General features: G+C 70.4%; 19 protein-coding genes. 11 read left to right on the top strand and 8 right to left on the bottom strand.

The features are described 5' to 3' along the window. The first annotated feature begins 277 nt into the window (after positions 1–277). From Prubr_RS36365 to Prubr_RS36355, 3 genes are all read left to right on the top strand, one after another. A complete protein-coding gene (locus tag Prubr_RS36365; RefSeq protein ID WP_212820270.1) occupies positions 278–748 on the top strand; it encodes a DUF4334 domain-containing protein in 471 nt (156 codons plus the stop codon). A 24-nt stretch (positions 749–772) separates the two neighbouring features. Beyond that, positions 773–1,864, top strand: coding sequence for an NAD(P)-dependent alcohol dehydrogenase (locus Prubr_RS36360; RefSeq protein WP_212820268.1), 1,092 nt, complete (start codon positions 773–775; stop codon positions 1,862–1,864). 190 nt (positions 1,865–2,054) lie between these two features. Beyond that, positions 2,055–3,272: an oxygenase MpaB family protein gene (locus Prubr_RS36355; protein ID WP_212820266.1), complete on the top strand. Its 1,218-nt coding sequence runs from the start codon at positions 2,055–2,057 to the stop codon at positions 3,270–3,272. A 14-nt stretch (positions 3,273–3,286) separates the two neighbouring features. On the opposite strand, the gene Prubr_RS36350 is transcribed toward Prubr_RS36355, so the two are convergent. From Prubr_RS36350 to Prubr_RS36340, 3 genes are all read right to left on the bottom strand, one after another. Then, a complete protein-coding gene (locus Prubr_RS36350) occupies positions 3,287–4,450 on the bottom strand; it encodes a TetR/AcrR family transcriptional regulator (protein ID WP_212820264.1) in 1,164 nt (387 codons plus the stop codon). Between the two features lie 221 nt (positions 4,451–4,671). After that, the gene (locus Prubr_RS36345) at positions 4,672–5,745 is read right to left on the bottom strand and encodes a sensor histidine kinase (RefSeq protein ID WP_212820262.1); all 1,074 of its coding nucleotides are present in this window, start codon (positions 5,743–5,745) and stop codon (positions 4,672–4,674) included. Then, positions 5,742–6,398, bottom strand: coding sequence for a response regulator transcription factor (locus Prubr_RS36340; protein ID WP_212820259.1), 657 nt, complete (start codon positions 6,396–6,398; stop codon positions 5,742–5,744). Before Prubr_RS36340 ends, Prubr_RS36345 begins: the two co-directional genes overlap by 4 nt. 118 nt (positions 6,399–6,516) lie before the next feature. Between Prubr_RS36340 and Prubr_RS36335 the strand changes: the two genes are divergently transcribed. Then, complete coding sequence (locus tag Prubr_RS36335) at positions 6,517–7,806, top strand: serine hydrolase domain-containing protein (protein ID WP_212820257.1); 1,290 nt, start codon at positions 6,517–6,519, stop codon at positions 7,804–7,806. Positions 7,807–8,010: 204 nt separating this feature from the next. Next, the gene (locus tag Prubr_RS36330) at positions 8,011–8,559 is read left to right on the top strand and encodes a VanZ family protein (RefSeq protein ID WP_246568156.1); all 549 of its coding nucleotides are present in this window, start codon (positions 8,011–8,013) and stop codon (positions 8,557–8,559) included. A 223-nt stretch (positions 8,560–8,782) separates the two neighbouring features. Here the strand turns inward: Prubr_RS36330 and Prubr_RS36325 are convergent, their stop codons facing one another. Then, the gene (locus tag Prubr_RS36325) at positions 8,783–9,973 is read right to left on the bottom strand and encodes a TetR/AcrR family transcriptional regulator (RefSeq protein WP_212820253.1); all 1,191 of its coding nucleotides are present in this window, start codon (positions 9,971–9,973) and stop codon (positions 8,783–8,785) included. 184 nt (positions 9,974–10,157) lie between these two features. Between Prubr_RS36325 and Prubr_RS36320 the strand changes: the two genes are divergently transcribed. Then, the gene (locus Prubr_RS36320; protein ID WP_212820252.1) at positions 10,158–11,372 is read left to right on the top strand and encodes an acetyl-CoA C-acetyltransferase; all 1,215 of its coding nucleotides are present in this window, start codon (positions 10,158–10,160) and stop codon (positions 11,370–11,372) included. Between the two features lie 10 nt (positions 11,373–11,382). Then, complete coding sequence (locus Prubr_RS36315) at positions 11,383–13,521, top strand: 3-hydroxyacyl-CoA dehydrogenase NAD-binding domain-containing protein (RefSeq protein ID WP_212820249.1); 2,139 nt, start codon at positions 11,383–11,385, stop codon at positions 13,519–13,521. A 5-nt stretch (positions 13,522–13,526) separates the two neighbouring features. On the opposite strand, the gene Prubr_RS36310 is transcribed toward Prubr_RS36315, so the two are convergent. From Prubr_RS36310 to Prubr_RS37570, 3 genes are all read right to left on the bottom strand, one after another. Next, positions 13,527–14,063 (bottom strand): GMC family oxidoreductase, encoded by a 537-nt coding sequence (locus Prubr_RS36310; RefSeq protein ID WP_246568154.1) that lies wholly within the window; start codon positions 14,061–14,063, stop codon positions 13,527–13,529. 217 nt (positions 14,064–14,280) lie between these two features. Next, on the bottom strand, positions 14,281–14,790 hold the full coding sequence (locus Prubr_RS37575) for an acyl-CoA dehydrogenase family protein (RefSeq protein WP_246568152.1): 510 nt from the start codon (positions 14,788–14,790) through the stop codon (positions 14,281–14,283). Further along, on the bottom strand, positions 14,736–15,431 hold the full coding sequence (locus Prubr_RS37570) for an acyl-CoA dehydrogenase family protein (RefSeq protein ID WP_246568150.1): 696 nt from the start codon (positions 15,429–15,431) through the stop codon (positions 14,736–14,738). Before Prubr_RS37570 ends, Prubr_RS37575 begins: the two co-directional genes overlap by 55 nt. Before the next feature lie 75 nt (positions 15,432–15,506). Between Prubr_RS37570 and Prubr_RS36300 the strand changes: the two genes are divergently transcribed. Continuing rightward, entirely contained in the window at positions 15,507–16,997 is a 1,491-nt protein-coding gene (locus Prubr_RS36300; protein ID WP_212820247.1) for an aldehyde dehydrogenase family protein, read from the top strand. Between the two features lies 1 nt (position 16,998). Here Prubr_RS36300 and Prubr_RS36295 read toward each other — a convergent pair whose 3' ends face one another. Continuing rightward, the gene (locus tag Prubr_RS36295; protein WP_212820245.1) at positions 16,999–17,679 is read right to left on the bottom strand and encodes a GntR family transcriptional regulator; all 681 of its coding nucleotides are present in this window, start codon (positions 17,677–17,679) and stop codon (positions 16,999–17,001) included. A gap of 44 nt (positions 17,680–17,723) precedes the next feature. Here Prubr_RS36295 and Prubr_RS36290 point away from each other — a divergent pair, with 44 nt between their 5' ends. The 3 genes from Prubr_RS36290 to Prubr_RS36280 are packed head-to-tail and all read left to right on the top strand — an operon-like array spanning position 17,724 to position 20,727. Then, positions 17,724–18,545, top strand: a complete 822-nt coding sequence (locus Prubr_RS36290; RefSeq protein ID WP_212820243.1) for an enoyl-CoA hydratase-related protein — start codon at positions 17,724–17,726, stop codon at positions 18,543–18,545. Continuing rightward, positions 18,542–19,699 carry a CaiB/BaiF CoA transferase family protein gene (locus tag Prubr_RS36285; protein WP_212820241.1) on the top strand — a complete coding sequence of 386 codons (1,158 nt, stop codon included), beginning with the start codon at positions 18,542–18,544 and terminating at the stop codon, positions 19,697–19,699. Before Prubr_RS36290 ends, Prubr_RS36285 begins: the two co-directional genes overlap by 4 nt. After that, the gene (locus Prubr_RS36280) at positions 19,699–20,727 is read left to right on the top strand and encodes an LLM class F420-dependent oxidoreductase (protein WP_212820239.1); all 1,029 of its coding nucleotides are present in this window, start codon (positions 19,699–19,701) and stop codon (positions 20,725–20,727) included. Before Prubr_RS36285 ends, Prubr_RS36280 begins: the two co-directional genes overlap by 1 nt.

The raw sequence follows: 20,727 nt of genomic DNA, 5'->3' as shown, positions 1-20,727 counted from the left end.
GACCGTTCGGTTTCTCACGGTACCTTACCGACCAGTCGGTTGAACACGGTCCGACACCGGAGACTGTGGACTGCTCACCTCTTCCGTTGCATCATTGCGGTTCCAGGTGACGGTGCGTCTGTCGGGCTCGCCGCCGACGCGCGTCCTGATAACGTCGACCGACCAGTCAGTCGGGAGTGCGTCGCGGTCTTGCGGCGACCTGACGTTCGCTGTCTATGCTGTCGGCGGAGGCCGGTGTCGCTCCCCACGCTCCGGCGTACGGCGAGAGGAAGCCATCATGAACGCGAGCAGGGCCCGAGCCCGCTTCTTCGCGCTGCGCCGACAGGATGGCCAGGTCTCCGCCGCCGAACTCGACGAGATCTGGGCCGCTCTGGCCACGGTCCGCCCCGAAGAGATCCTCGGTGAGTGGAAGGGCGGCGGGTTCGACACGGGGCATCCCGTCAACGGGCAGCTGGACCAGGTCGGGTGGTACGGCAAGACCTTCGTCACCCTCACGGACGTCAAGCCGCTGATCTGCCGGAACGAGAAGGGCGAGCTGTACTCCGACACCGTGCTCGGCAAGGGCGAGGCCAGCCTGTGGACCGTCGAGTTCCGCGGTGAGTCGACCGCGACGATGGTCTACGACGGACAGCCGGTCTTCGACCACTTCAAGCGGGTCGACGAGAACACGCTCATGGGGATCATGAACGGCAAGAACTTCCCCGCCGACGGTCCCTTCTTCTACTTCGTTCTCGAGCGCGTCGCCTGAGGTCCGTCGCCGAAGGAGTTGGCCATGCAGATCCGAGCCGCCGTCACCGACACTCCGGGTGGACCGTTCGTCATCCAGGCCGTGGACCTCGAAGCCCCACGGTCGCGCGAGGTGCTGGTCAGGATCGCCGCGGCCGGTCTGTGCCACACCGACCTCAGCATGCAGGCGATCTGGCCCCGGCGGCTCACTCCCATGGTCTTCGGCCATGAGGGGGCTGGTGTGGTCGAGGCGGTCGGCGCGGAGGTGACCGGTCTCGCGCCGGGCGACCACGTCTGCCTGACCTTCAACAGTTGCGGTTCGTGTGAGCAGTGCGCGGCCGGCTACCCGGCCTACTGCCATTCCCAGCAGGCCCTGAACACATCCGGTGGCCGTGGCGACGGCACCACCCCGTTGTCCCGCGACGGGGTCCCCGTACGCGGCGTGTTCTTCGGCCAGTCCAGCTTCGCCACGTTCGCGCTCGCCCATGAGCGCAACGTCGTCCGGGTTCCCGCCGACCTGCCGGCCGTCGTTGCCGCACCGTTGGGCTGCGGTGTGCAGACGGGGGCGGGTACGGTGTTCAACCGTCTGCGCCCCGAGCCGGGAAACTCCCTGGTCGTCATCGGTGCCGGTGGGGTCGGACTCAGCGCCCGGATGGCCGCGGTCGTCCTGGGCTGCGACCCCGTCATCGTCATCGAACCGGTCGCCTCGCGACGCGCCCTGGCCACCGAACTCGGCGCCAGGGCGGCCCTGGACCCGACGGCCGACGACCTCGCCACCGCCGTGCGCGACCTCACCGGGGGCGGCGCACACCACATCGTGGACACCACCAGCCGACCGGAGATGCTCCGGCAGGCCGTCGCCGCCCTGCGTCCCCGGGGCGACCTCGCCCTGGTCGGCATCGGCACCAGAGTCGAGTTCGACGTCATGAGCCTGCTGAGCAAGGGGATCCGTGTCCACGGCGTGATCGAGGGCGATGTGGACCCGGCGCGCTCCATCCCCGAACTGGTCGACCTTCACCAGCGTGGCCTCTTCCCGATGGACCGCCTCATCGTCACCTTCCCCTTCGAGAACATCGCCGACGCCGTGGCCGGCATGCGCGACGGCACCGCGATCAAGCCCGTCCTCACCTTCGCCTGAGGGGCGGCGCCACCGCACGGTCGGGTGACGCCCCCCGGATCCGGGAATCTGCAGGGCCCCTTGCCGGTCGAGTCATGCTCCTCTATGTTAATAGAAAATCACATGACCGGATGACTTGAAACCTGCTCGTATCGTTGCCGCAAGCCGGTGTTCAAGGCGATGTCCGGCCGACCGGTAGGTAGGAGTGCGAATGCAGAATCTCAACAGAAGAAGCATCCTGACCCTCGGTGCCGCGCTGGGTCTGGTCGCCGCGACGGATGCTCCCAAGGCGTGGGCGTGGTCCTCCGCAGACTCGATCGCCGGAACCGACACGGTCACCGATCCATGGGAGGTCTGGGACGACGACACCGACCCGCTCGTCGCCGCACTGCTCGACAACGGCCAGGTCCCGGCGGTCAACGAGGCGTTCGAGTCATGGATCGACAACGGTGATCCGCTGCCCGGCGGCCTGCCGTCCGAACTCACCAGCTACCTCATGGAGGTCAACACCCTGCCGTCGTGGGCCGACCCGGTCAAGCTGGACCGCGCCGCCCAGTTCAACAAGCGCATGAGCATGTACCTGTTCCTGCTGTACGGCCTGGGTAGCGGAATCATGAGTACGGTGATCCCGCGGGAGGCCCGCAACGTCTACTGGTCCGAGGGCGGCGCCGACATGCAGGCGCGTGCGGCCAAGACCTTCACGTACGGCTACGACCTGAGCGCGCTGGACGCCTTCAAGCCCACGGGCAAATTCGTGGTCACCTCCCACAAGACCCGTCTCACGCACGCCGCGGTGCGGCACCTGCTGCCACAGTCACCAGCGTGGCTGGCGGCCACCGACCACCCGATTCCGATCAGCAACGGCGACATCCTGATCACCTTCCACAGCCTGGGCACCTACGTGCACGGCAAGCTGCGTGAGTGGCGTGGCTGGGGCCTGCGGATGTCGGCCGCGGAAGAGGAGGCCTACCTGCACATGTGGCAGGTCGCGCTGCACCTGCTGGGCGTGCGGGACGAGTTCATCCCCGCGACCTGGGCTGCCGCGCACGAGCAGTCACGGTACGTACTGACGCCACTGCTCGCTCCCACGCCGGAGGGTGTCGACCTGGCCGACATCCTGTTGAATCTGGTCTCCCAGGTCGACCTGGGTGTCACCAGGGGCTTCCAACGTGAGTTCGCGCGTTACGTGCTCAGCGACAAGATCGGAAACTGGCTGCGGCTGCCGCGCGACTACGTCTCACGGGGCGTGATCGAGGTCGGTTGGCCGGCGTACGTCCTCTTCCGTGAAGGGCTGTCGCCGATCATGCCGGAGACTTTCAGCACGTTCGATCGGTTCGTGCGTGGCCTGGCGATGCTGTTCCTCAGCAAGGGCTCCTCGGCGACCCACACCCCCATCACCATTCCGACCGGGAACCGGCCCGGTACCTGAGCCGGCAGCCGTGGTCACAGGGCCAGAGCGCCGGTGACCAGGGCGGTGACCGCCTCCCGGTGGCCGGGGGCGTCCTGCCATCGCAGGGCGCGCCCGGCCTCGACCACCACGCCGAACCCCGCGTGCACCAGCAGCCGGGCCTGTCGCGGGTCCAGTTCCGGACGAACCGTCCGTAGCTGCTGCTCCCAGACGGCGATGTGCTCACGCTGCGCGAGGATCAAGGGACGCCGCAGGTCGGCCGGCAGACCGACGATCTCGGCTTCGGCGACGCTGTTGAGCGCGTTGTGCTCGAAACAGTAGGCCACGTACGCCGCCGCCAGCGCGACCACGGCCTGATGCGGATCGGTCGCCTGATGGAGGCTCCGGTCCACGGCCTGGGCCAGCAGTCCCGCCGCCTGCAGACACGCGGCCACCAGGATGTCGACCTTGCCGGGGTAATGGCGGTAGATCGCGGACGGGGCGAGCCCCACCGCCTGTGCGATCTGCACGTTCGTGACGTTGGCGAACCCGTCCCGCGCGAACAACGGGATGGCCGCTGCCAGGATCTCGGCGCGCCGGGTACGGGGCACGGGCTGGACGGGCAGTTCGACCGGGCGCGCATTGCCCGTGGCCGCCGCCGGATCGGTTGCCGCCACGCGCATGGCGGATGCCAACAACAGTTCCTCGATCCGGCGTTGGGCGATCGAGGTGTGGTGCATCGTGACGGACCCGATCACACCGAGGGCCGCCACGGCCCGCAGGCGCTCGTCGGGCAGCGGGTGCTCGCGCCGTACCGTCTCGGTCACCCGCCCCACGACGTGCGCGAACTTCGTCCGAAGCAGCCGGCGGTCCGCGCGCTCGAGGTAGCGGGCCTCCCACCGGTAGAGGCCGCCCGACGCGCGGTGCGAGACGGTGACCCGGGTGAGGGCAACGAGCACATCCTTCAGGGCCGCCTCGGGCGGCCACCCGTCGACAGCCGCGACGAGCTTGTCCACCATGATGTTGGCGCACTCGGCGAACAGCGCGTACTTGTTCGGGAAGTGCCGGTACAGCGCTGCCGCGCTGATACCCACGGCGGCGGCGATCTCCTCCATGGACGCCGCGTGGTAGCCGCGCTCGCTGAACACCTGGCCGGCCGCGTCGACGATGACCTGCCTGCGGTTGCGCGGTCGGGTGGCCGCGGTCGGCCCGCCGGTCACCGGACCACTCGAGCGGACGCGGGTGGACGCAAGGCCATGCCTGCTAGTCAATCACAGCACCCTGGAGGCCCTCGAAGTCACGGCGGGACCACGTTTCGCCGTGAGCGGCGGGCAGGGGGAGCACGCTCACCTGTTGGGTGGCCGGGGCCAGGAGATCGCGCTCAACGGCACCGACCACCTACCCATTCTGGGCAGGACGCCGCATCGGCGGCGCCGAGGCATCACCCGGAATTAGGGGCCACCAGGGCCTGCGGTAGGTGTACGGCGATGTCCATGCCCCCGGTCGGCCGGGCGGTGCTGGAGATCTCTCCGTCGTGCGCGGTGACGACCGCCCGGACGATGGACAGGCCGAGCCCGGCCCCGCGGGTGCCGTTGCCGACGCCTCGGACGAACGGTTCGAACAGCCGTCGTTCCTCGTCCGGCGTGACCGGCGGGCCGGTGTTGACGACCCGCAGGAACGCGTACCCGTTGGCGGTGCCGGAGGTCACCGTGACGTCACCACCGGCGTGGTTGTAGCGCAGCGCGTTCTCCAGCAGGTTGCCGGCCATCCGCTCCAGCAGCACCGGCTCGCCGCTGGCCGGCGCCGGCCGCAGGTCTGCCCACAGGGTGACGGCCCTGTTGGCTGCCTGGTCGGCGGCGTCGGCAACCGTCGCGGCGACGACCTCGGCCAGATCCACGGGCGTCCGGCGGGGCGGGCCGGCCTGGCTGCGGGCCAGGACCAGGAGCCCGTCGAGGGTCCGCTGGCTGGTTTCGACGGCGGTGGCGATGTCGCCGGCCATCGCGACGAGTGCGGCTCGGTCGGGTTCGCCGTCGAGGGTGACGTCGATGGCGGTGCGCATGGTGGTGAGCGGGGTGCGTAGTTCGTGCGCGGCGTTGGCGACGAAGAGGCGCTGGCTGTTGAGGACCCGGTCGCGTTCGGCGATGCCGTGCTGGATGCGGTCCAGCATGCTGTTGATGGTGGTGGACAGTGCGGCGAGTTCGTCGGCGGGCTGGCGGACGGGTATCCGTTCGGACAGGTTCTCCGCGGACAGCCGCTTCGCGGTCCCGGAGATCGTGCGGATGGGGCGCAGTATCCGCCCGGCTACCAGCCAGCCGGTCAGCCCGGCCAGCGCGGTCACCACCAGCAGCACCGGCGCGGCCCGGGTCAGCAGCGTGGACATCGCTTCGTCGATATGCAGCCGCAGGCTGTGGAACAGCAGCACGTACGTCAGCGCCGTGAGCAGAAATCCTGCGGCCAGTACCAGGCCGGTGTACAGCAGCGTGAGACGGCTGCGGGCGGTCAGTCGCCAGGTCATGGGGCGATCCGGTATCCGGCGCCGGTAACGGTTTCGATCAGTGGTGTATCGCCGAGCTTGCGGCGCAGGGTGCTGATGGTGATGCGCACGGCGTTGGTGAACGGGTCGGCGTGCTCGTCCCAGACTTTGTCCAGCAGCGTCTCGGCGCTCACCACAGCGCCGTCGGCGGCGAGCAGCCGTTCCAGTACCCCGAACTCCTTCGGGGTCAGCGACAGCAGGCGACCATCCCGTTCGGCTGTGCGCCGGGACGGATCGAGTTCGACATCCTGTGCGCGCAGCACCGGAGGGCGGGCCGGCGTGCTGCGCCGGGCCAGCGCACGCACCCGGGCGACCAGTTCGGAGAACGCGAACGGCTTGCCCAGGTAGTCGTCGGCGCCCAGGGTCAGCCCGTCCACCCGGTCGGACACGGCGCCGGACGCGGTGAGCATCAGCACTCGGGCGGACCCGCGCTGCGCCAGCAGCCGGCACACGGTGTCGCCGTGCACCACCGGAAGGTCCCTGTCCAAGATCACCACGTCGTACGGAGTGATGTCGCATTTGTCCAGTGCCTGCTGGCCGTCGTGGGCCACGTCCACGGCGCTGCCGTGTTTGCGCAGCCCGGCCGCGATGTACGTGGCCAGCGGCTGTTCGTCCTCGACCAACAGCACCCGCATCCGTCCAGTATCCCGAGTACCGCATATGGGTGGCGTATGGCCCGGTGATTGGTTACCGACAGGCGGTCGCCGGTAGACCTGCAACGGTCCGTTCGTCGATTGGGAAAGGTCCGTGATCATGGATTCGGATTCGGTACGTGGCATCGACCGGCGGCGGCTGGTCGGATGGGGCGGGTTGGCGGCCGTCGGTGTGGTGGCGGCCGGCGCGCCACTGGTGGGCGCTGAACCCGGCCAGGCCGCCCCGGCCCCAACCACCCCCGACGCACGCTTCGCGCCCGAGCCGTCCGGGCGTCGGATCCCGCCGGATGCCCGGCCCGGCGGCGCCTACGACCGGTACGTGGCGAAGCTGGCCGCCGAGGACAAGTTCTCCGGCGTGGTGTTGCTGTCGCACCGGGGCCGGACCGTGTTGTCGCGCAGCTACGGCATGGCCGACGCGGAGAAGGGGATCCGTAACCATGAGGGCGTCGCGGTCAACCTCTCCTCGGCGAGTCAGCCGTTCCTGGCGGTGGCCGTCTTGCAGCTGGTGCAGCAGGGCAGGGTGAGCCTGTCGGACACCGTGGGCACCCACCTGACGGGCTTCGCCAGCGAGATCGCCGAGCAGGTGACCATCCACCACCTGCTCACCAGCACCTCCGGGCTGGATGCCCCGATGCCGGACTGGCAACGCGTCTTCAACAGCAGGGAGGAGGTGCACGCGTTCCATGAGCAGTGGACCCGGCAGGCGACGCTGCTGGTCGCCCCCGGTTCGGGCAACCAGCTCCATACTCCCGGCGGCGGCGCCGGCCTGGCCATCGCCGCGCAGATCGTGGAGGCCGTGACCGGCACGACGTACTGGGATTACGTGCTCGAGCACGTCTTCGGACGCTCCGGCATGACCGGTTCGGCCTTCTACACCAGGCCGCAGTGGCTCACCGACGAGCACATCGCGCACTCGTACATGCGGCAGGCCGACGGCAGTCGGGTGGACGCCGTCCGTAACTTGGACAAGGGCAGCCCGAGCCCGTCGATACCAGGCAGGAATCCGGGCCGCGGCTTCGTCGGTCACGCCTCGGGCGACGGCTTCGCCACCGCGCCGGATCTGGTCCGGTTCGCGCACGCGCTGCGCGATGGCACGGTGCTGGACCGGCCCTTCGCCGAGTTGTTGACCGGGGCCAAGCTCCCCGGCCGCGGCGGCCCCACGTCGTTCATGGGGTACACGATGCCGGTCAAGATCGTAAACGGTGGTCAGTGGATGTTCGGGCGCGGCGGCGCCACCGGCGGCAGCGCCGCCAACTGGAACATCTACCCGGACACCGGCTGGGTCGGCGTCGTCCTCAGCAACTATGACGACGTGCCCATGCAGGAGATCCTCCAGCGGGAGACGCAGGCCGTCACCGGTCAGCCAGTCGACCCACCGGGCGGCGGCTGACGCGTGGCCAGGGCTGGCCGACACGAGGCGAAGGAATCTCCGGACGTTTCCGTGGGTGGGTTCACGCCCGCCCAGGTGGTTGCGTGGCCATGGTCCGCCGCGGCGGACCATGGCCACGCCGATGAGGGCTAGATTTCGCGGTCGGATGGAAGCGGAGGCGGCATGCTCCAGGGGTGGCAAGGTTGGGTCGGCACGTTCACTGGCGTGGCCCTCATCACGGTGGCCGCACTGCCGTTGGCCGCGCTGGCGGTCTGGGCGCTGGCACGCCTTCGGAGTGTCACCTCTGCCACGCCGGCGTGGCAGAGGTCGCTGGCCGAGGTCGGCATCGTCTACGGGACGGTGCCGTGGGTATGGATGATCATGTTGCCGGGCGGCCGGGCCGGCGCCGTCCCCGGTCGGGTGAGCCTGGTACCGCTGCGGGATCTGTTCACGATCCTCGCCGCCGACCCGCTGACGGCGACGGTCCAGGTCGTCGGCAACCTGCTGGTATTCGCGGCGCTGGGGTTCTTCGCCCCGCTGCGGTTCGCGGCGCTGGCGTCGGTGCCGCGAATCCTGGCGCTCGCGGCGGGCTGTTCGGTCTTGGTCGAGGCCGCGCAGTACCTTCTGCGGCTGGACCGGGTGTCCTCCGTGGACGACGTACTGCTCAACACCGCCGGCGCCGGGCTGGCCGCGCTGGCATCGCGCCGCTGGTGGCGCGCTACGGCCAGGGCGGCGTCAGACCGGCCTCGATCGGCCACGGCGCCGGGACGCTGAGCCGCTCGCGGTACGTCGGTCGGCGCCCTGGGTGGTGGCCGGTTGTGCCGTACACCACCTCCCCGGTCAACGAAGCGGCGCTGCGGGGACTGTAAATCGTCGTTAACTTGTTGGAAAGCGTTCGGCTGAATGTCGACCGATGGCATGTGGTGCGCTGAGTCTCGCCCCACCGATCCCGAAGGTGAACCGCCGCCGACGCGAAGCCTGGGCAGTTGGCCGCTGGTCAGGCCTGCAGCACCGCGAGGGCGAGACGGGCCGTCTGGGCATCGTAGCCGGAGGTGCGGTCGAAGCGGCCGAGCCGGCCGATGTCGGTGATGACGTTGAGTACGGCGTGTACGAGCACGCGGGCGTCGGCGACCGGAAGGTCCGGTCGCACCGTACCGACGAGTCGCACCCACTCCTCGACGTGCGAGCGCTGCGCCCCGCGCAGCTGGTGACGGTCCTCGTCGGGCAGGTTGTTGTTCTCTGCCAGGTAGACCGCGACGAGGTCGCTCTGGCCGAACGCATAGGCGACGTAGGCCTGTACGACCCGGCGCAGGGCGTCGGCCGGGTCGCTCGCCTCGGCGATCGCCGCAGTCGTGGCGCCGGTGAGGCGGTCGCTGGCGCGGTAGTAGGCGGCCGCGAGCAGGTCGGCCTTGCTGGGGAAGTACCGGTAGACGCTGGAGGCCTGCATGCCGGCCGCGCGCCCGATGTCCTCGACGGCGACGGCGTGGTAGCCGTGGCGGTGGAACAGGCGGATCGCCTCGCCGAGCAGCAGTTCGCGGCGCGACGCCGGACGCACCGGCGCGGTGCCCGGTGTCGCGCGCCGCTGCGGCGGCAACTGGGGCGCGTCGGCCCGCAGCAGGGTCCAGGCGACCCGGGTGAGCAGTTGCTCGGTGCCGGTTGCCGCCGCGCGGTGGGTGGACACGCTGCCGAAGGCACTGAGCGCCGCATTGACCAGCAGCTCGGCCTGCCCGGCAGTCAGGTCGGACCGTAGCTCGCGCAGGGGTCCGGCGAGGCGGCCGACCAGGGTGGCCAGGGTCGCGGCGAACTCCCGCCGGTGCTCCGGGGTGAGGTAGCGGCCCTCCCACTGGTACAACCCGGCGACGCGCCGTTTGCTGACGGCGACGACGGCCAGCGCGGCGAGGAGTTCGTCCAGGACACCCTCGGGGGTGGTCGCGTGCGACTCGGCGGTCGCGGCGAGTAGGGCGCCGACGACGTCCCGGGTGGCGTGGACGAGGATCGCGTACTTGTTCGGGAAGTGTCGGTACACCGCCGGGCCGCTGATGCCCACGACGGCGGCGATCTCGTCGACGGACACCCCGTGATAGCCCCGCTCGCAGAAGAGTTCGGCGCCAGCGAGCGCGATGCGGTCTTTGCGATCTTTCGGCCGCTTCGTCGCTACAGGGCCCACACCGCTCGCTGCTGGTCGCACGTCTACACGTTAGCGCCACCTCGCGAGGAGGTCGCGGCGACCGTCGGCCTTCTCGTCCGCCGTGCGTCGGCGAGGCCGAAGCCGGCCAGTGCGCTTCGTGCGCGGAGACTCCTTGACAAGTAACCGCGAGCTCAACGAAAGTTAGGCGGAATTCGCATCTGGATGAGCAACGAGGAGCTTGGCCATGACGACCGAGGCGTTCATCTACGATGCGCTGCGCACACCACGAGGCCGGGGGAAGCCGAACGGATCGCTGTACGGGGTTAAGCCGGTTTCGCTTGTCGCTGGTCTGATCGAGGAGGCCTTGCGGCGCATGCCGGGCCTGGATCCGGCGCTGATCGACGACATCGTGCTCGGGGTGGTGTCCCCGCTGGGCGACCAGGGCGCCGACATCGCCAAGACGGCTGCCCTCGTCGCCGGTCTGCCCGACACGGTGGCCGGCGTCCAGCTCAACCGTTTCTGCGCCTCCGGTCTGGAGGCGGTGAACATCGCCGCGCAGAAGGTGCGTTCGGGCTGGGAGGACCTCGTGTTCGCGGGCGGTGTCGAGTCGATGTCCCGGGTGCCGATGGGATCCGACGGCGGGGCGTGGGCGCTGGATCCGGAGACCAGCTTCAACACCGGCTCCGTGCCGCAGGGCATCGGCGCGGACCTGATCGCGACCCTCGACGGTTACGACCGGGAGGTGGTGGACGGCTACGCGCTGCAGTCGCAGGCCCGGGCGGCGAAGGCGTGGGCCAACGGCTACTTCGCCCGCTCCGTGGTGCCCGTGCGGGACCGAAACGGGCTGGTGGTGCTCGATCGCGACGAGCACATCCGACCGGACTCGACCGCCGAGGGCCTTGCCGCGCTTCGTCCCTCTTTCGCCGGCATCGGTGAGAAGGCGGGCTTCGACGCGGTCGCACTGCAGAAGTACCACTGGATCGAGGCCATCAACCACGTCCACACGGCGGGCAACTCCTCCGGCATCGTCGACGGCGCCGCGCTGGTGGTCGTGGGCAGCGAGGCGGCCGGGGTGGCCGCCGGCCTGACCCCGCGGGCACGCATCGTCGCCACCGCGCTCAGCGGTGCCGATCCGACGATCATGCTCACCGGCCCGGCTCCGGCCACCCGCAAGGCGCTGGCCAAGGCAGGCCTCGGCATCGAGGACCTCGACCTGGTGGAGATGAACGAGGCGTTCGCGGCCGTCGTATTGCGGTTCGTCGCCGACCTGGGCCTGAGCATGGACATCGTCAACGTCAACGGCGGTGCCATCGCGATGGGGCACCCGCTGGGGGCCACCGGATCCATGATCCTCGGCACGCTCGTCGACGAGTTGGAGCGCCGCGGTGGTCGGTACGGGCTCGCCACGCTCTGCGTCGGTGGTGGCATGGGCATCGCGACCGTCGTCGAACGAATCTGAGGAGTCACGAATGGTCAACACAATCCGGTGGGAGCACGGCGATGACGGCGTCGTCCTGCTCACCCTCGACCACCCGGGGCGTTCAGCGAACGTGATGAACGACGAGTTCAGTGCGAGCCTCGTGGCGACCGTGGATCGGCTCGAGGCCGAGCGCGACCGGATCGCTGGCGTGATCATCACCTCGGCGAAGAAGACGTTCTTCGCCGGCGGCGACCTGGCGGCCCTGCTGCGGTTGACGCCGGCCGACGCCGTGTCCGCCGAGGCCGACGCACGTCTGCTCAAGAACGCCCTGCGCCGGCTGGAGACACTCGGGCGTCCGGTCGTGGCCGCCATCAACGGATCGGCCCTCGGCGGCGGACTGGAGCTCGCCCTGGGCTGCCACCACCGCATCGTGATCGACGACCCGGCCATCGAGATCGGCTTTCCCGAGGTCACCCTCGGCCTGCTGCCGGGCTGCGGCGGCGTCGTGCGCACCGTCCGGCTGCTGGGCGTGGCCGACGCGCTGGTCAACTGGCTGGTACGGGGCCAGCGGCACCGCCCACAGGACGCACTCGCGCACGGGTTGATCGACGAGATCGCCGCCGATGAGGCGGGCCTCATGGACGCTGCCCGTGCCTGGATCGCCGCCAACCCCGACGCGACGCAACCCTACGACCGCAAGGGTTACCAGATCCCCGACGGAACCCCGACCCTCGCCGCCGCGCTACCGGCCATGCCTGCCGCTCTGCGCAAACAGCTGAAGGGTGCGCCCTATCCCGCCCCACGCAACATCCTCGCCGCCGCCGTCGAAGGCGCGCAGGTCGACCTGGACACCGCCTTCACCGTCGAGGGGCGGTACTTCACGGAGCTCGCCACCGGCCAGATCTCCAAGAACATGATCAAAGCGCTCTTCTTCGACGTGCAGACCGCCAACTCGCGGGACATCGGTGCGGACCATCCGCAGGTGCGGCGGGTGGCGGTCATCGGCGCGGGCATGATGGGCGCCGCCATCGCCTACGTGTGCGCCCGGGCCGGCCTGCAGGTCGTACTCAAGGACGTGACCGTCGAGGGGGCGCTGCGGGGCAAGGCCTACTCGGTGGGCCTGCTCGACAGGGCCGTCGCCCGGGGTGTGTCCACACCGGACGAGCGCGACGCGGTCCTGGCCCGGATCCAGGCGACCGAGGAACTCGCCGATCTCGCCGGCGTCGACCTCGCCATCGAGGCGGTCTTCGAGGATCCCGCGCTCAAACACAAGGTGTACGCCGAGATCGAGCAGGCCGCGCCGGGCGCGCTCATCGCCTCCAACACGTCCACCCTGCCCATCACCATGCTCGCCGAGGGCGTCGACAATCCGGAGGAGTTCGTCGGGCTGCACTTCTTCTCGCCCGTGGACAAGATGCCGCTGGTCGAGGTGATTCGCGGCGCGCGGACCGACGAGGCCACGCTGCGGCGGGCTCTGGCCATCGTCCGTCGGCTACGCAAGACTCCCATCGTCGTCAACGACAGCCGCGGCTTCTTCACCAGCCGGGTCATCGGCACGTTCACCAACGAGGGCGTGGCGATGCTGGCCGAGGGGATCCCGGCGGCCAGCATCGAGCAGGCCAGTAGCCAGGCCGGATACCCCGCACCGGTCCTCGCGCTGATGGACGAGCTCACCCTCACCCTGCCCCGCAGGATCCGGCAGGAGACGGCCGCGGCGACGATCGCCGCCGGCGGCACCTGGCAGCCACACGCCGCCGACGCGGTCATCGACCGGATGATCGACGACTACGGCAGGCCTGGACGCTCGGGCGGCGCCGGCTTCTACGACTACCGCGACGGCAGGCGGGTCGGGCTGTGGCCGGGCCTGTCGGACAGTTTCGGCGGAACGAACCTCGACACGCCCTTCGACGACCTCAAGGAGCGGATGCTCTTCATCGAGGCGATCGAGTCGGTGCGGTGCCTCGAAGAGGGCGTGCTGGCCTCGGTGGTCGACGCCAACGTCGGCTCGATCCTGGGCATCGGCTACCCGAGTTGGACCGGCGGCGTCCTGCAGTACATCAACCAGTACGAGGGCGGACTGCCGGGCTTCGTCGCCCGCGCACGGGTGCTCGCGGAGCGCTATGGCGACCGGTTCAGCCCGCCCCGGCTCCTGCTGGCCATGGTCGACCGGGGCGAGCGGTTCGAGTAGAGCGGTCAGAGTCCCGCGGCGAGGCGTTGGGCGTTCATGTACGCGATGGCCTCGACGGAGATCATCGGGTTGACGCCCGACGACGCCGGGAAGGTGGAGGCGTCGGCGATGACCAGGTTCGGGACCTCCCACGTGGCGCCGTCGGGCCCGGCCGCCGACGTCGCCCTGCCGCCGCCCATACGGGCCGCGCCCATGATGTGCAGGGCGGCCATGGCGATCTGGCCGGGCGCGGTCCCCAGGGTGTTCGTATGCCGGATGAAGTCGTCGATGGAGCCCCTGCCGCGTTCCCAGATCCTGCCGCGCTGATGTCCGGAGAACAGCTTGCGGGCGCCGGCAGCCTCGACGATGCGGGCGGCGCCCTCGATCCCGGTCCGCATGTGGGCGGCGTCGTAGGCAGAGATGCGGTGGTGCACCACCGGCTCGCGGTCGCTGCCGACCTTCACCTGTCCGCTGTCACGGTCGCGGGTGATGATGCCGACCCCGCTGAGGTTCGGCAGCGACCGCATCTGGTCCAGGTGGGCCTGTGCACCCGTCCAGCTCATGAACGACACGGCGGTGGCCGGGTTGGTGGCGGCGGTCTCGTAGATGACGCCGTAGCCACGGCCGTCGAGATCGGCATGTTGGGTGGAGTACCGCGTCTGTATCCCGCCCTCCCACGGTCGGACCTCCTCGGTGAAAACGCCCCAGACGCCGGTGGCAGGGTGCAGATGGAGGTGCCGGCCGAGCGTCCATGCGGCGAACGTGTTCGCCGACAGCGCGTCACCGCAACTGGTCGGACAGTCCGTAGGTCTTCGCGATGATCTCGCGTTGGATCTCGCTGGTGCCGCCGTAGACGGTGGACACGACCGAGGAGCGGACCAGGCGCTCCATGTCGAACTCGGTTGCGTAGCCGTAGCCGCCCATCATCTGCATCGCGTCCAGGGTGACGCGGCGGGCGGTCTCGGTGGCTTTGAGTTTGGCCATCGAACTCTCCCGGGGCAGCATCGTGTCCGGGGATCGGTCGACCTGGGCGGCGGTGTCGTAGACCAGCAGCCGGGCGCACTCGATCTCGGTGGCCAGGTCGGCCAGGCGGTGCCGGATCACCTGGAACGATCCGATCGGCCGGCGGAACTGGCGTCGGTTCTTGACGTAGTCCACGACGTCGTCGAACGCGCGCTGGGCGGTGCCGAGCATCAGGCTGGCGAGGATCAGCCGCTCCATGTTGAGCCCGGCCATCAGTTGCCGCCAGCCCTGGTCGATCTGGCCGACCACGGCGTCGGCGGGCAGCACGCAGTCGGCGAAGTAGAGGTCGTTGACCTCGCGGCCCCCATGGTCTCGATACCGGAGATGGTCAGTCCGGGCGCCGTGGCGGGGACCAGGAACATGGTCAGGCCGTCGTGGTCGCCGGCCCGGCCCGACGTGCGGGCGACGAGCAGGATGTGCTCGGCGAGATGGGCGTTGGAACACCAGGTCTTCTGGCCGTTGACGACGAATCCGTCGCCTCGGCGCTCGGCGCGGCAGTTCAGGTTGGCCACGTCGGAGCCGGCCTCTGGTTCGGACATCGCGACCGCCTCGATGACGCCCCGGGCGACCCCGCTCAGGATGAGCTTCTTCTGCTCCGCTGAACCGAACCGCTCGTAGGTGGCGGCGACGATGATCGACGTGGTGAAGCCGCCGATCGGTGCCATCGCCCTGGCGGTCTCCTCCAGGAAGAGGCACAGCTCCACCATGCCCGCGCCGCCGCCGTCGTACTCCTCCGGCAGCGACAGGCCCAGCCAGCCGAGGTCGGCCATCTTGCGGTACAACTCGGGGCTGTGGGCTTCCCGTCCGCCGTCGGTGAGTCTCTGCCGCTGCTCACGGGTTCCGGCCTCGCGGCGGCAGAAGTCCTGCACGGCCGCGACAAGTGATCGTTGCTCGTCGCTCCATTCCACGGCTGTACCTCCAGCGTCACAAAGGGATTGACAGCAAGGCTAAACTATCGAATATCAAATGTCAGGAGGCCGCCGATGACGTCCCTCGTTGAGCACCCTCGTCGGCTCCACGTCGTCGACCCGATAACCGGCGAGTCCCGCGCCGACTACCCCATCGCCGACGAAGCCGCGGTACGCGCCGCCGTCGAACAGGCGCGCGATGCGGCCGGCTGGTGGGCCGGCCTGGACGCCCGGCAGCGCCGACGTCATCTGGTCGCGTACAAGGCGCTCGTCGCCAGCCGCATCGACGAGCTGGCCGAACTCATCCGGGGCGAGACCGGCAAGACGGTCGCGGGGGCCCAGCTGGAGGTGATGCTCGCCGTCGAACACCTGGACTGGGCCGCCCGGCACGCCCGGCGGGTGCTGAAACGGCGGGCGGTCCCGTCCGGCCTGCTCGCGTTCAATCAGGCCAGCTCGGTGGAGTACATGCCGTACGGCGTCGTCGGCGTGATCGGGCCGTGGAACTACCCCGTCTACACGCCGATGGGGGCGATATCGCATGCGCTGGCCGCCGGCAACGCGGTGGTGTTCAAGCCCAGCGAGTTCACCCCCGGCGTCGGTGTGTGGCTGGCGCAGCGCTGGAGTGAACTGCTTCCCGACCGACCGGTCCTGCAGGTCGTCACCGGTGACGGCACGACCGGGGCGGCGCTGTGTCGCGCGGCGGTCGACAAGATCGCGTTCACCGGATCGGCTGCGACGGGACGTGCGGTGATGACCGCCTGCGCCGAGCGCCTGACTCCGGTCGTGATCGAGGGCGGAGGCAAGGACGCGCTCATCGTCACGGCCGACGCCGACCTCGATGCGGCCGCCCGGGCGGCCGTGTTCGGCGGTCTGGGCAACGCGGGGCAGACGTGCGCCGGAGTCGAGCGCGTCTACGTCGACCAGGCCGTGTACGAGCCGTTCGTGGCCAAGCTGGCTGAGCTGGTGCGGCAGGTCCGGCCGGGTGCCGAACCGGAGGCGGCGTACGGGCCGATGAGCACACCGATGCAGCCCGGCATCGTGCTCAGCCACATCACCGACGCGATCGACCGGGGTGCCCGGGCGGTGGTCGGTGACGCGAGTTCGGTGCGGCCCCCGTTCGTCGAGCCGGTCCTGCTGACCGATGTCCCCGAGGACAGCGCGGCGGTCACCGACGAGACGTTCGGTCCGGTGCTGGTGGTCAACCCGGTGACCGGTGCCGACGAGGCGCTGCGCCGGACGAACGCGACCAGCTACGGGCTCTCCGGCGCGATCTTCACGCGCCACCGCCGCCGCGGACTGGCGCTCGCCGCGCGGCTGCGGGCGGGCGCGGTGTCGGTCAACTCGGTGCTCGGGTACGCCGGCGTGCCGTCACTGCCCTTCGGCGGCGTCGGCGACTCGGGGTTCGGGCGGGTTCACGGCGCGGACGGTCTGCGCGAGTTCAGCCGGCCGATGTCGGTGACCTGGCAGCGGTTCCGGCCGCCGATCGATCTGATGACGCTGCGGCCGACCGCCTCCGCCATGCGGCACTCGTTGGCGATGTTCAAGTGGCGTCATGGTCGCCCGTGACTCACCCGCTCCATATCCCCAGACCATCGAGATGCTTGATCAACCGCTCGGCCCCGTCGGTGAAGTGGCGGGCCATGACCGGCCGGACGGTAACCGGGTCGTGGGCCTCGAGCGCGCTGAGCAGGGCGTCGTGATCGGCGACCATGGCCTCCCGCCACTCCGCGTTGGCCGCGTAGAACCGCGACGGCGTGTAGCGCGTCACTGTCCGCAGCAGCCAGGACAGCTTTCGCGCGTCGGCCAGCCGGTTGATGCTGCGGTGGAACTCGAACTCGAGCTGCTCGACCCGGCTGATCTGCCTGGCCTGGGCGGCCCGGCGCAGCCGCTCGTGCTGCTGCCGCAGGTCGTCGAGCTGGGCCGGTGTGATGTCGACGGCGACCCGGGCGGCGAGTTCGCCGGCGATGTCGCCCTGCAGGCCGAACACGTCCATGATGTCCTGCCTGGACAGCGGCGCGACCACGTGGCCGCGGCGCGGCTGCAGCTCGACCATGTCCTCCGCGCGGAGCATCAGCAGGGCCTCGCGTACCGGCGTGATGCTCAGGCCGGTCTCCTCGGCGACCTCCTCGAGTCGGACCCGTTCGCCGGGGCGCAGCTGGCCGGACATGATGCGGTCGCGCAGCAGGCTCGCTACCGTCTCTGACAGCTGAGGATGAGAAACGCCGTGGACCTTGCTTCGCTCCGCCACGCGGGTAACGGTATCAAATGTCAAATGCCACAAGGGATGCACCTATGAGCTTGTCCGTGCTTGAGGCCGAACCGGCCGGTTGTGGGCTGCGGGCCGCCACCCGCGCCGGAGTCCGCACGATCTGGTTCGACCGGCCCGACCGGCGGAACGCGATGACGCTGGACATGTTCCGCGACTACTACGCGGCGCTGCAGGCCGCCGACGCTGATCCGCAGGTGCGGGCGATAGTGGTCACCGGTGCCGGCGACTGGTTCTGCACGGGCGCCGACCCGGAGGCGCTGCGGGCACTGCTCGACGAGCGGCACCGCGACCGGTTGATGGACGAGTTCGGCTTCGAACCACATCTGCCGCTGGCACTGGGCACACCGATCGTTGCGGCGGTCAACGGCGGCGCCGCCGGCCTCGGCCTGGTCCTCGCCCTGTATGCCGACGTGCGGTTCCTGGCGGCGCAGGCACGCCTGTCCACCGCGTTCAGCCGGCTCGGCCTCATCGCCGAGTACGGCAGCGCCTGGCTGCTGCCCCGGCTGGTCGGCGTCGGCAACGCCCTGGATCTGCTGGTGTCCGGCCGCCGGATCGACGCGGCGGAGGCGTACCGGATCGGACTGGTGCAACGAGTGCTCCCACGCGAGGAGGTACTGGCCGAGGCGCAGGCCTATGCCGCTGATCTTGCCGCGCACTGCTCGCCGGCATCCATGGCGGTGATCCGGCGGCAGGTGTGGTCGGGCCTGGAGACCGGGGCCGCCCAGGCGGTCGCCGACGCCGGCCGGCTCATGACCGCATCGCTCACCGGCGCAGACTTCGGCGAGGCCCTCGCCAGCCAGGCCCAGGGGCGTGCTCCCCGCTTCGCGGCGCGGGCCGGCGCATGAGCGGCCCGCTGGCCGGGGTCCGGGTCCTGGAGTTCGCCGGGATCGGCCCGGGACCGTTCGCGGCGATGCTGCTGGCCGACCTGGGCGCCGACGTCGTCCGGGTCGACCGACCGGAGCCGGGTGCGCTGTCGGCCGGCGACCCGGGGCTGGACCTGCTCAACCGGGGCAAGCGGTCGGTCGTCGTGGATCTCAAGCATCCGGACGGGGCCGAGGTGATCCTCGGACTGGCCGATCGGGCCGCGATCGTGATCGAGGGCTGGCGTCCCGGGGTGGCCGAACGGCTCGGCATCGGGCCGCAGACCGTGCTGGAGCGCAACCCGGGCCTCGTCTACGGACGGATGACCGGATGGGGACAGCAAGGGCCGCTGGCCCGCGCCGCCGGCCACGACATCGGCTACATCGCCGTCGCCGGGGCACTCCACCCGATCGGCCGCCCGGACGGACCGCCGCAGATCCCGCTCAACCTCGTCGGTGACTTCGGTGGCGGCGCGCTCTATCTCGTCGTCGGCTGCCTGGCGGCGCTGCACGTGGCCCGGACCACCGGCCGCGGGCAGGTCGTCGACGCCGCCATCGTCGACGGCACGGCGCACCTCACCACGATGTTCGCCGGTCTCCTCGCCGGCGGCGCCTGGCAACCGGAGCGTGGCCGCAACCTCCTCGACGGCGGGGCGCCGTTCTACGCCGTCTACGCGACCGCCGACGGCGGGCACATGGCGGTCGGTGCGCTCGAACCCCAGTTCTACGCCGAGCTGCTGCGGCTGCTCGGGCTGGCCGATGCGGACCTGCCGGCCCAGCACGACGTCGCCGGATGGCCGGTGCTACGGGCGCGCTTCGCGGAGGTCTTCGCCGAACGCACCCGCGACGAGTGGACCGAGCTGTTCGAGGGCACCGACGCCTGCGTGGCGCCGGTGCTGTCGCTCGCCGAGGCACAGCGCCATCCGCACCTGGTGGCGCGCGCGACGTTCGAGGAGCACTTCGGCGTTCGGCAGCCTGCGGTGGCGCCGCGCCTGTCGCGGACACCGGGGGTGGTCGGCGGCGGCCCGCCGGTGCCGGGCGCGGACACCGAGACCGTGCTCACCGAGTGGGGTCTCGGCGCACACCTACGGCGGTGGCTGGGTAGCGGCGCCGTCAGCCGGACACAGGAGGCTCGCTGATGCGTATCGCGACACCGCTGGCCTATGCCACGGACCCCAGGAGCGGCGCGGACGCCGTGGCCGCCTGGGAGCACGACGGTCTCGACGTGGTCTGGGTGTCGGAGGCCTACGGCTTCGACGCACCGACCATCATGGGCTACCTCGCCGCGAAGACCACCCGGCTGCAGATCGGCTCCGCCATCCTGCCCATCTACTCCCGAACCCCGGCGCTGCTGGCACAGACCGCGGCCAGCCTGGACGCGATGTCGGGCGGCCGCGCCATCCTCGGCGTGGGTGCGTCGGGACCGCAGGTGGTCGAGGGATGGCACGGTGTCGCCTACGACCGGCCGCTCGCCCGAACCCGCGAGGTGATCCGGATCTGCCGGCAGGTGTGGCGCCGCGAGACGCTGGTCCATGACGGCATCTACCGGCTGCCGCTGCCCGCCGGGGAGGGCACCGGCCTCGGCAAACCGCTGAAGATCCTCACCCACCCGGTCCGCGACCGCATCCCGATCTACGTGGCGAGCCTGGGCGACAGGAACGTGCGGATGACCGCCGAGGTCGCCGACGGGTGGCTGCCGTTCCTCTACGATCCCGAGCGCGCGGCCGATGTCTGGGGCGCCGCATTGGCGGCCGGCCGGGACGGGCGGCCCGGCGATCTCGGACCGCTCGAGGTCGTGGCCGGCGGCCCGCTGGCCATCGGCCCGGACGTGACCGGCCTGCGCGACCTCGCCCGGCCGCTGATCGCCCTGTACGTCGGCGGCATGGGCGCCAAGGGCCGTAACTTCTACCACGACCTGCTGTGCCGCTACGGCTACGCGGCCGAGGCGGACCGTATCCAGGACCTCTACCTGGCCGGCCGCAAAACGGAGGCCGCCGCGGCCGTGCCGGCGGAACTGCTGGAACGCACCAGCCTGATCGGGCCGCGGAGCTACGTGCGGGACCGCGTCCAGGCCTATCGCGATGCCGGCGTCACGATCCTCAACGTCACGCCGCTGGGTTCCGATCCGCGGCGCCTCATCGCCGCGGTGAAGGACATGGCCCAGTAG

The organism is Polymorphospora rubra (genome assembly GCF_018324255.1).
GTDB classification, from domain to species: domain Bacteria; phylum Actinomycetota; class Actinomycetes; order Mycobacteriales; family Micromonosporaceae; genus Polymorphospora; species Polymorphospora rubra.
The sequence above is the reverse complement of the archived record's forward strand: the minus strand, read 5'-3'. Positions and strand labels throughout refer to the sequence as shown.

Coding starts and splice junctions, on each gene's coding strand:
- Prubr_RS36365 (WP_212820270.1), top strand. CDS start 278: ATGAACGCGAGCAGGGCCCGAGCCCGCTTCTTCGCGCTGCGCCGACAG.
- Prubr_RS36360 (WP_212820268.1), top strand. CDS start 773: ATGCAGATCCGAGCCGCCGTCACCGACACTCCGGGTGGACCGTTCGTC.
- Prubr_RS36355 (WP_212820266.1), top strand. CDS start 2,055: ATGCAGAATCTCAACAGAAGAAGCATCCTGACCCTCGGTGCCGCGCTG.
- Prubr_RS36345 (WP_212820262.1), bottom strand. CDS start 5,745: ATGACCTGGCGACTGACCGCCCGCAGCCGTCTCACGCTGCTGTACACC.
- Prubr_RS36340 (WP_212820259.1), bottom strand. CDS start 6,398: ATGCGGGTGCTGTTGGTCGAGGACGAACAGCCGCTGGCCACGTACATC.
- Prubr_RS36335 (WP_212820257.1), top strand. CDS start 6,517: ATGGATTCGGATTCGGTACGTGGCATCGACCGGCGGCGGCTGGTCGGA.
- Prubr_RS36320 (WP_212820252.1), top strand. CDS start 10,158: ATGACGACCGAGGCGTTCATCTACGATGCGCTGCGCACACCACGAGGC.
- Prubr_RS36315 (WP_212820249.1), top strand. CDS start 11,383: ATGGTCAACACAATCCGGTGGGAGCACGGCGATGACGGCGTCGTCCTG.
- Prubr_RS36310 (WP_246568154.1), bottom strand. CDS start 14,063: ATGAGCTGGACGGGTGCACAGGCCCACCTGGACCAGATGCGGTCGCTG.
- Prubr_RS36300 (WP_212820247.1), top strand. CDS start 15,507: ATGACGTCCCTCGTTGAGCACCCTCGTCGGCTCCACGTCGTCGACCCG.
- Prubr_RS36290 (WP_212820243.1), top strand. CDS start 17,724: ATGAGCTTGTCCGTGCTTGAGGCCGAACCGGCCGGTTGTGGGCTGCGG.
- Prubr_RS36285 (WP_212820241.1), top strand. CDS start 18,542: ATGAGCGGCCCGCTGGCCGGGGTCCGGGTCCTGGAGTTCGCCGGGATC.
- Prubr_RS36280 (WP_212820239.1), top strand. CDS start 19,699: ATGCGTATCGCGACACCGCTGGCCTATGCCACGGACCCCAGGAGCGGC.